The sequence below is a fragment of the Flavobacterium marginilacus genome, from assembly GCF_026870155.1.
Taxonomy (GTDB): domain Bacteria; phylum Bacteroidota; class Bacteroidia; order Flavobacteriales; family Flavobacteriaceae; genus Flavobacterium; species Flavobacterium marginilacus.
The window spans coordinates 2,145,516-2,158,432 of the sequence record NZ_CP113975.1; the positions used below are offsets into that span (position 1 = coordinate 2,145,516).

Here is a 12,917-nt window from a genome sequence, read left to right on the forward strand (position 1 = left end):
TTTTAAAATTTGAATGTTAAAGAAGCTTTAACGGTTCTTGGTGTTTGAGCATTTAAGTAATCTCCCCAATAAATTTCATTACTAAGATTATCAGCTTTTATAGCAATTCTATATTTTGATTGTTCGTAAAATAATGAAGCATTTAAAGTGTGAACACTAGAAATAGTTACTAAATTATCTGAACTCAAAAAGCTATCGCCTCTATAATTTCCTCCAAAACCTAATCCTAGTCCTTTAGTATTTCCTTGTTTAAGAGTATAACTCAACCAATAATTTAATGTTGATTTAGGCGTGTATGCCACGTGATTTCCTGCATCGCTACCATTCAAGAATTTGGCATCAAGATTTGCGTAGCCTAACATAATATCAAGACCAGTAATTGGATTTGCAAATAATTCTAATTCAAACCCTTTATTAGCTTGCGTTCCGTCTTGCAAACTGTATAATTGATTATTAGGATCTATTCTTAATCGATTATCTACTTTTATATCAAAGTAACTAGCCATTAAGGTTAATTTGTCTTGGAATAAACTTGATTTTATACCCAATTCCCATTGAGTTGCTTTTTCTGGATCTGCTTTTTCTAAAATGCCATTTCCTGTACCATCATCTTTAAGGTAAGTATTTAGATTTTTTGTACCTCCCATATAGTTCCCGAATAAAGAAAGCTGATTTGGAATAACTTCATATACTAATCCAAATTTTGGAGTCCAAGCACCTTGGTTATATGTGTATTCAGGATCATTGGTATTGATTAATGTCGCACTTGGACTTTCTGTTTTAAAATATTCATAGCGCAAACTGATCATTAAATGTAAACTTGGTGTAAAGTCAATAACATTTGAGAAATAAACACTATATCTGTCTGATATTTCATTTCCTGACCAAGGGGAACTAGTTGCTAAAACCGTATCAAATTTTTCTTTTGTAATGTATGGTGCTACCTCATTATAATTAAAAGTATCATAGCTTGCACTACCTCCTGCATAAAGACCTCTTTCGCCTAAGTAATCCAATCCTACAAGTAAGCGATTACGTAGTTTTCCAATTTTAAAATCACCATTAAAGTACTGTTGAATATTTGTATAGTCATAATCGTAATGTGCATAACCAACGGAACGATCTACTGTTTGATTAGTGATATCAATTGTTGTATCAGTATAATTTGGGGCATATAAACTATAAGAATAGGCATAAGATGTGGTTGAAATCCAGCTATCATTTATTTTATAGATAGCATCTACGGAAAATATGGTAGATTGTTTTTCATACGGAATTTCGTTTGTAATAAACGATGATTTATGAATAGCATTTAACTGGTCAACATTTGTTATCCCATTAGCACTCAAATAAGATCTTTTAACACCGTTAATTTTAAATAAGTCGGCTTCTATAATAAATTTTAAACGGTCACTGGCATTATAAATAAAGGAAGGAGCTATAAAAAAGCTTTCGGCTCTACCATAATCTTGAAAACTTTTTTCGGATCTATAAGCTGTATTGACCCGAGCTAATAAAGTTGAATCTTTAGTTAGAGGACTATTAATGTCTGCTGTAAAACGATTGTAGGCATTGCTCCCTGAAATTAAACTAATATTGCCCCCAAAGTGGTCGTAAGGTTTTTTTGTAGTTCGGTTCACAACACCTCCATAATTAGCACGACCGTGTCCACCAAATAAAGTTCCTGATGGCCCTTTAATGGCTTCTATGGTTTCAATATTAGCCATATCATTTTCTGTCCAGTTACCAAGCATTTTTCCGTTTCTAAAAAAAGCCTGTTCATCAAAACCCCTCAGATAAGAATAGGATCTAACTCCAGGTTCTGATCCTCCAGAAACTACTCCGGCAGCACTTTTCAGCGCATCATCAAAATTAGTGATTACTTGTTGTTCTATTATTTTTGAATTGATTACAGAATATACTTGCGGATTTTCTAAATTCCTGAGTGGCATTCGTGCTACAAAAACACTTTCTTTTGAAGCTATTCTCTTTTTGTTACTTGTTACAACAACTTCTTTTAATTCTTTGTCAGAAATTTTTAATTGTAAATTAAGAGTGGTCGTTTCATTTTCTGTAACAATTACTTCTTGTTGTGTTGTTTCGTAACCTGTTAATGAAACTTGTAAAGTATAAATATTTGGTTTTATTCTGTTAAATTCAAAAGTTCCATCTTCATTAGAAACTGTACCGTATTTTGAATTTTTAAGAATGATGTTGACACCGACAGCTAATTCTCCGTCTGAGGTGGTTATTTTTCCTTTTAGCTTTCCATTATTTTGTTGGGCAAAAAGACTAATAGTTGATAAGAGGAAAATACAGATTATGAAAATAAAATGTTGTATTAGGTGTTTAAAAGTGTTCATTATTATATATTTGATTAAACTTTGTTTTTATTTATTCTAAATAAGAATAGTACAAATATAAATATTAAGATATGTTTAACTAAATGTTATTTAGAATATTTTTAAATAACATTAACTTTTATAGAATTAATTTTATTTTAAGTTTATGCTATTTTATTGAAAAATAAATTCACTTTTTTTTATGAATAGTAAAATTTTATCATCGATTTGACTACTCTATCGATAACAAAACAAATAATTTTAAAGAAAATATGGATACTAATGACGATTTAAAGCAATTAGCCTTACAATTGCGGGAGACAAAGGGAACAGCAGGAATTAGAATCGGAGAATTGATGAATGAAACCAACATCAAAATGACTTTGCGTATTATTGATCATAGTAAAAATTTAATGGCATCTCCTTTATAGGGTTGAAAACTAGGGGGATACTTTAGAAGATAATTCCGGATCACTTATTTAAGTTTTTCAAAAGCGTAGTTGCTTTTTTGTTATCGGGAGCCAGCTGCAATGCTTTTTCATAAAAAAGTTGGGCTTGAATTTTGTTTTCTTTTTTTTCAGAGCATTGTCCTAAACGTAGAAACACGTTACTGCTATTAGAATAGTACATTTTTGCCATTTCAAAAAAAGCAAGAGCCGATTCAGGTTTTTCTCTTTCTAAACAAAAGTTACCCATCCAATCCAAATAGCTTTCTGAAGGAAGAAATACATAGCCAGTTGTTTTAGAAAGTTTATGATACTGCTGTGCTACTAAAGATGGATTCTCTACCGCTTCTTTTACTTGTACTAAATGATCTTTGAAAATAAATCGCAAGCCATCATATTCTGCTGGAATAGGAATAGTTCCATGGTCTTCATTTTCATAGTATTTAAATGCCCATCGCAGGTTTCTTGGAGTTTTAGATCCTAATAATTTTTCAAATTTTCGAATACCTCTTGCCATATCAGTCGTAGTGTCCTGCGGAATTTTTATTTTATTGGCCATAGCCAAATAAATACTGCGGTTGTCGAAATCTTTGTTTTTGAAAATGGAATCAGCCTTTTTAATCATAATTTCATTATCCCACCAAAGACTCGGATCAATAATCGTATAGGCATTAAACAATTTAGTATGATGCAGTAAAATATTTACAGCTGTCAATCCGCCAAAGGAATGTCCGTTCAGGATATTATAGCCAGAAGTTCTGTAATGCGAATCAATGTAAGGACGCAATTCGGTTTCTAAAAAAGAAATAAAGTTTTTGTTGCCTCCGCTTTGCTTGAAGATTTTTTTGTTTTTATCATAAAAAGCATCCCGATTGCTTTCTGTGGGAGTTAAATCCAGAGTACGATTAGTATTGGTAATTCCTACGACAATCATCTGCGGAATCATTGCATAAGGTCCTTTGGCTAATGAATGCTGGATTCCAGTATAGGAATGGAAATTGTTTTCGGCATCCAATAAATAAACGACAGGATATTTGGCTGGAGCAAATTTTTTATTGTCGTAATCGGGCGGAAGATAGATCCAAAAGTTGCGTTCTTCGTTCAAAGCTTTTGAAAAAACATGATGTTTACTTCCGATGGTTATACTGTCCTGCGAAAAGGAGTTGGTTAAATAAAAGCAAAGCAGGAGTAGAAATATTTTTTTCATATTTTTTAAGTTAATGGCCCGTTTTTCTTTTTATTATTTCGTCCGTACCATATTATAAAACCAGTGACAGGCAAAGCGGTGCAAATAAGTCCCACCAACAAAGTCAATGTTTTTCCAATCCAGCCTGCCCAAAAGCCAATGTGCAGGTTCATGGTCCAATCATCAATTGCAAGACCGTTCATCACATTTACAGGGATCTCCATTTCTTGTCCCGTGTAGCGGTTGATAGCAAAAGTTTTTCCGTTTTCGACTCCTTTTAATCCAATATCTTCGGCTGCAACGGCAAATATTGCAGTGATGCTATCCTTTGAGGCAACGGATAGTTTTACTTGTTCAATAGTTTTATCTTTAGCAAATAATTTTTCTATGATAGGGCTTAGCGGTGCATAAGTTTTGGTATTGTCGTATTCCGGTTTCATGTCGCGCAGTTTTGAATACGATTTAGGAGCTCCTCCAAATATTTTGTGAGCTGCAGCACCTAGCGGCTTGTTGACAATAATTAATCCAGTAATGGTTATCAGTAATGCAGGCAGTAAATTATAAAAGCCTGGAACATTGTGTAAATCATAATTCAGTCTTTTAAAACTGGCGCTGGTTTTAATGGTAAAGCTTTGTTTTTTTGTAGAACTATTCCATTTCTTTGGCCACCATAAAATAAGACCAGTAATTAGTTCTATTAAGAATATCCACACAGAAATCTCTACGATTAAGTTTCCTGTTTTTCCAAAAGGCATTTCACCGCTGTGTACGTGTGCCACGATATAGAAAAAATCATAGGCTTTGCCTGAATACAAAACGATTCCCGTATAAGGGTCAATCCATGAAAACTGCAAATCTCTGTCTTTGGTCGAAGAGGCTAACTTAATGGTGCGTTCAGGATCCCTGTAGTTGATATAATAACTTGCTTTTCTGTCAGGAAATTGCTGTTTGAAAGATTTTAGAATTTCTTCCGGAGTGAGTTTTTTTTCTTTTACTTCCTCTACATATAACGAATTGTAAGCCAATCCATCAATAATATCATCGCAGAAAATAAATAAAATACCAGAAAATGCAACAATAAACACGATTATTCCAGAACTTAATCCTAACCATAAATGTAACCAATGGTTTAATTTGCTCCATTTGTTTTTTTGCTTCGCTTTTTTGGAGACTGCCGTTTTTTGAGGGTTCTTTGTCATAAGGCATTAATAATAAAAACCAAGCTACCAATGGTTTTATTCATTGTTAGCCTGGAAAAAAATAACTCAACTAATTTAAAACCTAAAATTTGAAAGTAAGATTGGCTACCAATTGTCTTGTAGGCATCATGTTTGCCCAATAATCAGCTGACCAATATTCTTTGTTTGCGATATTGTTTAGTTTCACTCCCAATCTGAATTTTGGTTTTTCGTAAAAAACAGTGGCATCCATTACGGTGTATCCATTTACGGTGAAAGTATTGGCATCATTCAGGTAGCTGTCGCTTTGGGTATTTCCACCAAAACCAAAACCAAGTCCTTTTATTTTTCCGTCCAATATTTTATAACTCATCCAAAGGTTAGCAACATTAGCAGGAGTAGAATAAGGTCTTTTGCCTTCGATCGCTGCAGCAGCTTTGGTATATTCACTTTCATTATAGCCATATCCCAAAATAACATGGAAACCTCTAAATGGATTGGCAATCAAATCCGCTTCAAAACCTTTGCTTCTCTGTGTTGCATCTTGAACTGAAAATAAGCTGTTGTTTGGGTCTGTACGTAATTTGTCTTTAACTTCAATATCATAATAGCTTAAAGTTCCGTTCAGTTTTCCTCCTAATAATTCCACTTTTACTCCGCCTTCTAATTGATTGGCTTGTTCAGGTTTAAATTCAGTCTGCGGATTTTCGGCAGTCGCTCCTGGGGCAACGTTGGTGTAACCGTTCATATAATTTCCAAAAACGGAAACTTTATCTTTTACTACTTGATAAATCAAACCCATTTTTGGCGAAACGGTATTTTGATTGTAGTTGGTTATTTTGTTTTCGTAGTGATCAAAACGAACGCTTGCCATTGCAATTAATTGATCAGTAAAATTCACAACATCTGATACATAGGCACTCGTCGTTCTAAAATCCCTGTTGTTAGTGACTGTTGGAGCAGTCATTGCGGCAATCAGGGATTTGTATTTTTCTATATTGATAAATGCGGCAGTTCCATTTATGGTTAGAGCAGGATTTCCAGCGGCAACATCATAATTATTAATCAGCCATCTGTTATCATTAGTGCTTATGTAAGTGTAATCCAGACCTAGTAATAATCGGTGTTTGATACTTCCTGTTTTCAGATTTCCTATAAAGTTCTGCTGTAATTGTGATGTTTTGAAAGTACTGTTAATGTTGTATAATCTTCTTTGTAAAGTCGTATTGCTATTGGCCGCAGTATTAATCAGCAGGAATAAATAATTGGCTTTGTTGTCTGTAAATGAATTGGAGAAATTGGTTTGCGACACCCATTTGTCCGAAATCAAGTAAGCAGCTCTTGCATAAGCATTGGTGTTTTTGGCTTCAGACTGTAACTCATCTGTTGCATACGATTTTTTGAAATCAAAATGATAGTCATTGAAACTTTTTGCAGTTGGCGTTCCAGAACCCAAACCAATTGAAATTGAATTTCGGCTTCCGTTATACATCTCTAAATCGAAATCAAAAGTCAATTTATCGTTTGCCTTAAGTGTAAATGACGGTGCTATTATGAAGGTTTTGCTTTTGCCGTAATCCTGCCAAGTTTTTTGATTGTCCAATGCTGCGTTGATTCTAAAAAGCATTGTTTTGTCTTCGTTAATAGGTGTATTGTAATCTATGGTGGTACGGCTCAAAGCCCAGCTTCCTGTAGTATAGCTCACTTCGCCTTTGGCTGTTTCAAACGGTTTTTTGGTTACTCTGTTGATAAGGCCTCCATATGTGGTTAATGCCGATCCGAATAAAGTTCCAGATGGTCCTTTGATAACTTCAATACTTTCCAGATTTACTGGGTCGCTCATAGTAACCCAGTTGGTGTTCATTCCGTTACGAATGGATCCCGCAGCCGATGCGCCGCTGAAACCACGCATTCTCAAACTCAAACCTACACCGCCGGAACCGACACTTTGTACAACATTGCTCAAGCCAGGAGCCGAGTTTAGAGCACTTCTAAAATCAACTGCAATTTGTTCCTGGAAAAGTTCTTTGGGTACAACGGTATAAACCTGTGGGTTTTCAAGATTGCTTATTGGCAGTCTTGCTACATATTCACTCTTCTTTTCGGCAAATTTCTTAGCTGCCGAAACTACAACTACTTCGTTTAATTCTTTTAAGGAAGATTCGAGCTGAAAGTTAACTGCTGTTACTTCGTTTGTAGTTACAATAGCTTGTTTTGTAGATGACTGATGTCCCATCATGCTGATTTGTAATTGATAGGTTCCTGTTGGGACTTTATTAAAAGTAAAGTTACCGTTAGCATCTGTGACTGTTGATTTTTTTAGTTCAGATATAGTGATGTTAACAGCCTCTCCTACATGATCGTCAGATGTAGTTACTGTTCCGTTAATTGTTCCTGTATTTTGCTGTGCCAATGCTGTAGCACACAGAAAAATAAATATAAATGTGATTTTAAAAGTGTTTATAAACACCTTTTTGGTCTTTGGTTTGATAGAAATCATTACTATTCTTATTTAGATTTATTAAAAATTATTAATTTTACGCAAAAGTATTTGTATTTTAAATGGAACTACTAACGCAATCAGTATTAAAATAAACGCAAAACGGATTATATGCAGACACAGATGAGAAGCGAGATATTTAAGAAGAAATTGGTTGTGATAAAGAATCCTATTCAGTTTAATAAAGAAGATCTTGTTGAAAAAAAAATAGACTTCAATCATAAAGGTATTACAGGAGTTATCACTGATATTATGTTAAACGGAATTCATTTGGTAAGTCGGGATTTGACTATGAGAGATGATTCGTATTCGATTGAAATAGAGCACAGCTTTTCGTTTGTAAAACTGCATTTTGAAATAGAAGGTGATAATGAATATATTCCTGAAAATCCATTAGGCAGAGGGATTTATATTCCAGAAGGGCATTATAATTTGTTTTATATTCCTAATATAAAAGGGGTTTTGAATTACCGGACCAAAAGAAGAAAGACACTCGAAATCACCTTTACCGAAGCCTATTTAGAACAATTGTTTTATCCCAATTTGAAAACTACAATCCCTTTATTGGCAAGCGCTATTACCAATAATACGGCTTATACTATGTGGGAAACCAGCAAAAGCATTTCGCCAAAACTGCATATTCTGATCGAAGATATAATTCAATGCAATTATACGGGAGCTATCAAAAAAGCATTTTTAGAATCAAAAGTGGTTGAGGTACTATCGCATTTGTTTACCATTATCAATGAAGAAGAAAATACCAAAATCAATGAAGATTTAAGCGAAAGCGATTATCTTAAAATTGTAGCAGTAGAACATATTCTAAAAACGCAATTCAAAGAAAAACATACACTGGCGAGCATTGCATCACAAGTAGGCTTGAATGATTTTAAACTAAAAAAACAGTTCAAAATAGTTTATAATACAACCGTTTTTCATTATTTGACGGAACTTCGTATGGAATATGCTAAGCAATTAATCTTAGAAAAGGATATTTCTATTTGCAGTGTTTCGGAAGAATTGGGGTATAAAAATCCACAGCATTTTACAGTAGCTTTCAAAAAAAAGTTTGGATATTTACCTAGTAAGCTAAAAAAGATAGTGTAATCAATTCAAAAAAAAGATCTTAAACTCATCCAATTCAGTATGTGATTGAGAATAATCTAAAAACCACCTGCGTAATTTTTGAATTTCAGATGGCGCTAATATATGGATTGCTTTTTGCAATTCTCTTGAAAAAAGTTCAGGTTCAAAGCTAACTTTCTCTAATATTAATATGGTGTAGTCTAACATTATCTACGGAATTAGTTTACCAGACTGTCTTGAATCTAAAAAAACACTTTACAATAGAGCTGGATTATTTTTATTGATTACAAAAGAACTTCTTTGTGAATTGTATTTTTTTAAGCTATAAGTTTTACGAATAATGCTTATTCTAATATTTGACTGTTCTGCTTTTTTATGTTTTTCCGTTTCAATACGGCATAAAGACTGATAGAAGCTAAAATAATCCAAAAAACATCTACAAAGAATAATTGAAATTCATCATTATAGGTTGTCCAGAACCATTTTCCTGTAACGATTCCGTTTGAAACGGGAACTAAAAAACCTAGAATACTACCAGCTAGTAAACTGTATTTAGTAGTGAAAGCATCGTTTCTTTTCACGATAAAAAACACAGTCAGCAAGAGCCATCCCACAAAATAAATGCTATAAATTCCGGATTGTCCCAGCGGATAAAATAGTTTGCAAACTATAAAAGTAAAAGCCGTTATGGGATACATACTCAAACAAATGGCCAAATAAATCAGAACCACCTTACGATTAAAGCGTCTTTTTTTCTCAGGTATATTTTTTTTGTCTCTGGCTACCAGCCAAATCATGACACCTGAAATAATTACAAAGCAAGTAACAATCCCCAAAACAAAACTGATTATTTTTAAGGCATAACCGCCATAATCAGCAAAGTGAATGCGATATAAAACACTTTTTACGCCATCTAAATAGGTAGTTTGTGCATAAGGGTGTTTTTCTTTTATGATTTTTCCAGAAGCCACTTTATATACCAATTCTCCATTTCCAGTAAATTTCTGCTTTGGCGATAATTGGCCTCCAATGGTAAGGTGCATATTAGCATCACCATAATTTTCAATTTTGATTTCGGTTATATCAAAATCATTCCATTTGGTTTTGGCATCGGCTACTAATTCATTAATGTGATAAGGGGCTTTTAAGGAGGCTTTTTTATATTCATAAGGCAAAGTGCTATATTCTAAATCCTGATATAATTTATCCTGATTACCATCGTATAAAGCGATAACAACAGGTGCGACTATTACTAGTTTAATCATAAAAAAAGCACCAGTAACTGCATATACAAATTGGAATGGCAAACCTAAAACACCTAGCGAAGTATGCGCATCGGTCCACATCGTTTTTAGTTTTTCTTTGGGTCTAAAAAGATAAAAGTTAGAAACTATTTTTTGCCAATGTAATAACACTCCGGTTACAATTGCAAAAAGGAAAAATAAAGCCACAAACCCCGAAAGATAGTAGCCAACAGGATAAGGAATTTGTGCCAAAAAATGAAGACGATACAAGAATTCTCCTAACGAATAAGAGTCATCATAAGTAGCTGTTTGGAACGTTTTGGTATCTAATATAAAGTACTGACTTTCTTTAGCTTCTTTGGCAGCTAAACTGTCTTTTGAGGCTTCCAAAGAAACTCTTAATTTTCTTGAATTGGTCGAATTATATAAAGAAACTGTTCTAGCGTGTAAAGGATATTTTTTATTGATGGAATCTAATATTGTTTCCGTATTCAATACCATTTCTTTATTAATAATCACAGATTCGCTGCGCTCCCAATTATTGATTTCTTCTTTAAAAAAAGAGAAAGAACCCGCAAAAAAAATCACAAAAAGCACCACGCTTATCACAATACCACTAACAGTATGTGTGTGAAAATAGATATTATAGTTTCTGTTGTTCATCGTTATTTAGCTATAGGATTATAGGTTTGACCTAGGTAAAGAATCAAAGCAAAAATGAAGGTTATTAATAGATAAATGCCCCAAATTTTCCAGCCGTTTTTTGCCAAAAAAGCAACAATCATAAGACCTACCCAAAGGATAAAACCACTAAAGCTCATTGTCATAATAACAGCTGCTTTGTCAAGCCAAGAAGCTAGAGCCAAATGAAAACTGACAGAAACTAGGTAGCCGCCGATTATGGCAGCAGTAATTTTTAGAAAACGCTGTCCTTTAGAAAGCGTTAAATATTTAGGATTTGCCGGCATGTCTAAGAGTAATAAATTTCTAGTATTGCAATTAATGAAAGTAGAAGGATTAATATTTCAAATTTTATTATTTTCAATGGCTTTAAAATAACTATTAAACTGCCAATAGTCATTAATGCTATAAAAAAGAATAATGTTCCAGAACCTAAACCAAAAGTGGCTATCCACAAAATATAAGCAACTAAAAGTAACGTTATCCCAATTATTTTGGTTGAAGCTGGATGGTTGCGCATCCATTTTTCGAAGCTAAAAGTATAGGTTAATGAAGCTCGTTTTGAAGTGTAATACAACGTATAGAATGCCAAAAAGAGAACGCAAATCGCAATTGTAATCATCTTAAAATTATTTTACAGTAATCAGATAAGTAGCCATTTTCCAAACTTCGTCATATTTTTTTCCGTTGTGTTCGCCAGCCGTTTTTTCGGTATAAGCAAACTCTACCATATAATTTCCAGACCAAATAGGGGTAAAGGATATTTCCCCATTTTCTGAACTCCATAATTCTTTTTCCCAGCCATTTGGAGCAATCACTTTCATTTTTTGCTGCTTGGCAATTTTACCTTCGTATAGAGTATTTATCATTATTTTAGTGTCTTTTTTTGCGGTTTTTACTTCTTTAGAAAACAAGCTGATGATGTTCGGATTAATAGAAGCTTCATTTCCTTTTAAATCATTAGCAACAGTAACTGTAGCACTTGAATTATAATCTAGTTTCATTGTTCCGTAAACGTCTTTTACTGTGTGATGCATCGCCACCGTATAAACACCATCTTCATCTGGAGTAAAAAAAGCTTGGTATTTGTTTTCCAAAGCAGTAGCGGTTAATTTGATTTCTTTTTTTGAAGGCGTAATCAAAATCAACGAAAAATGGTTGATGTCCGAAAACCATTTGGCGGTTTTTTCAATATCCTTTTCAGAGAATTCTCCAAAATAAATGTCAATTGCCTGAGGTTTTCCTTTAGTTCCAGTGGCTTTGGTTTCAATCCAAAGAGCGTGTGCGAATGAAGACGCACTAAACAAAAGTGTTAGTACCGCAAATGATAATTTTTTGAATGTGTTTGATTTCATAATTTTAAATGGTTGATTTGTAATAAATTGTTTTAAATGGCAATTATTTCAAAAAAGTTAAACTCTCCACCTGAATAAGGCTTTTTATTCGATTTCCAAAAACAGATAATACTTAGGAAGTTCAATATTTTTTATAAAGCTTAATGTTTTTCTCTTTTATACTTGTATTTGTTATTGACTTCAACTTCTTTTAATTTGCTAACAGTATCTTTTTAATTTTTTCCTGAAATTGTTGACGAAATGAAAATTATAATGGGCAGTTTAATTAGATTTCTCATCACTATTTAGATTAATTATGAATAATTTAATGCAAAAATAAAAACTAATTTCAGTTTAGCAACTTTATTTAGAATAAATAAAAATAATATTTTGATTTACATATTCACCCTAACAGATCTGCGGTGTGAAAAAAAAAATGTAAATAAATTAGGGGTTTCTTTTGTAAAAAGATTTCAAAATTAATGCAATAATGTTGCGTTAATTAAAAATAAAACTATATTTGCAACATTGTTGCGTTAAAGATATAAAGTGAAAAACAAAAGACCTTTTTTAGATATTTTAGGAATTTCAAGTGCCAGTTTATGTATGGTTCATTGTTTGATTTTTCCGTTACTTACATTTATTCCATTTGGATTAAGACACGATTCCGTGATTGATTTAGGCTTTGCACTAGTAAGTCTTTGGGCAGTTATTCAGATTATCAGAAACGCCAATTTATTAGTTATTGTTATTATTTTAAATTCAATCACGCTTATTTTATTCAGCATTTTTATTGAAATATATCTTGATCTACATACCAATTTCATTTATCTGGGTGGATTTGGTATGATAATAGGACATTTTTTAAACTACAAATCACACTCAAAAAACAACCAAGAAGAAAAGCCCTAAAATCTTAA

The 12,917-nt window shown here is 33.0% G+C and carries 11 protein-coding genes; 3 read left to right on the plus strand and 8 right to left on the minus strand.

The genetic code is table 11. The annotated features are described in order from the left end of the window. Positions 1–2 precede the first annotated feature (2 nt). Entirely contained in the window at positions 3–2,363 is a 2,361-nt protein-coding gene (locus tag OZP07_RS09170; RefSeq protein WP_281638099.1) for a TonB-dependent receptor, read from the minus strand. A gap of 251 nt (positions 2,364–2,614) precedes the next feature. On the opposite strand from OZP07_RS09170, the gene OZP07_RS09175 reads away from it, so the two are divergent. Then, positions 2,615–2,773 carry a hypothetical protein gene (locus tag OZP07_RS09175; protein ID WP_281638100.1) on the plus strand — a complete coding sequence of 53 codons (159 nt, stop codon included), beginning with the start codon at positions 2,615–2,617 and terminating at the stop codon, positions 2,771–2,773. A gap of 40 nt (positions 2,774–2,813) precedes the next feature. Here OZP07_RS09175 and OZP07_RS09180 read toward each other — a convergent pair whose 3' ends face one another. The 3 genes from OZP07_RS09180 to OZP07_RS09190 form a co-directional block, all read right to left on the minus strand. Continuing rightward, the gene (locus OZP07_RS09180; protein ID WP_281638101.1) at positions 2,814–3,995 is read right to left on the minus strand and encodes an alpha/beta hydrolase-fold protein; all 1,182 of its coding nucleotides are present in this window, start codon (positions 3,993–3,995) and stop codon (positions 2,814–2,816) included. 5 nt (positions 3,996–4,000) lie between these two features. Beyond that, on the minus strand, positions 4,001–5,173 hold the full coding sequence (locus OZP07_RS09185) for a PepSY-associated TM helix domain-containing protein (protein ID WP_281638102.1): 1,173 nt from the start codon (positions 5,171–5,173) through the stop codon (positions 4,001–4,003). 82 nt (positions 5,174–5,255) lie between these two features. Continuing rightward, positions 5,256–7,652: a TonB-dependent receptor gene (locus tag OZP07_RS09190; RefSeq protein WP_281638103.1), complete on the minus strand. Its 2,397-nt coding sequence runs from the start codon at positions 7,650–7,652 to the stop codon at positions 5,256–5,258. Between the two features lie 111 nt (positions 7,653–7,763). On the opposite strand from OZP07_RS09190, the gene OZP07_RS09195 reads away from it, so the two are divergent. After that, entirely contained in the window at positions 7,764–8,759 is a 996-nt protein-coding gene (locus OZP07_RS09195) for a helix-turn-helix domain-containing protein (protein ID WP_281638104.1), read from the plus strand. A gap of 323 nt (positions 8,760–9,082) precedes the next feature. Here the strand turns inward: OZP07_RS09195 and OZP07_RS09200 are convergent, their stop codons facing one another. From OZP07_RS09200 to OZP07_RS09215, 4 genes are read right to left on the minus strand one after another with little or no spacing between them, the layout of a single operon-like run. Beyond that, complete coding sequence (locus tag OZP07_RS09200) at positions 9,083–10,645, minus strand: PepSY-associated TM helix domain-containing protein (protein ID WP_281638105.1); 1,563 nt, start codon at positions 10,643–10,645, stop codon at positions 9,083–9,085. 2 nt (positions 10,646–10,647) lie between these two features. Beyond that, complete coding sequence (locus OZP07_RS09205; protein WP_281638106.1) at positions 10,648–10,950, minus strand: hypothetical protein; 303 nt, start codon at positions 10,948–10,950, stop codon at positions 10,648–10,650. Positions 10,951–10,952: 2 nt separating this feature from the next. After that, the gene (locus OZP07_RS09210) at positions 10,953–11,285 is read right to left on the minus strand and encodes a hypothetical protein (RefSeq protein WP_281638107.1); all 333 of its coding nucleotides are present in this window, start codon (positions 11,283–11,285) and stop codon (positions 10,953–10,955) included. Positions 11,286–11,292: 7 nt separating this feature from the next. After that, the gene (locus OZP07_RS09215) at positions 11,293–12,018 is read right to left on the minus strand and encodes a hypothetical protein (protein ID WP_281638108.1); all 726 of its coding nucleotides are present in this window, start codon (positions 12,016–12,018) and stop codon (positions 11,293–11,295) included. Positions 12,019–12,546: 528 nt separating this feature from the next. Between OZP07_RS09215 and OZP07_RS09220 the strand changes: the two genes are divergently transcribed. Further along, complete coding sequence (locus OZP07_RS09220) at positions 12,547–12,909, plus strand: MerC domain-containing protein (protein WP_281638109.1); 363 nt, start codon at positions 12,547–12,549, stop codon at positions 12,907–12,909. Positions 12,910–12,917 lie beyond the last annotated feature (8 nt).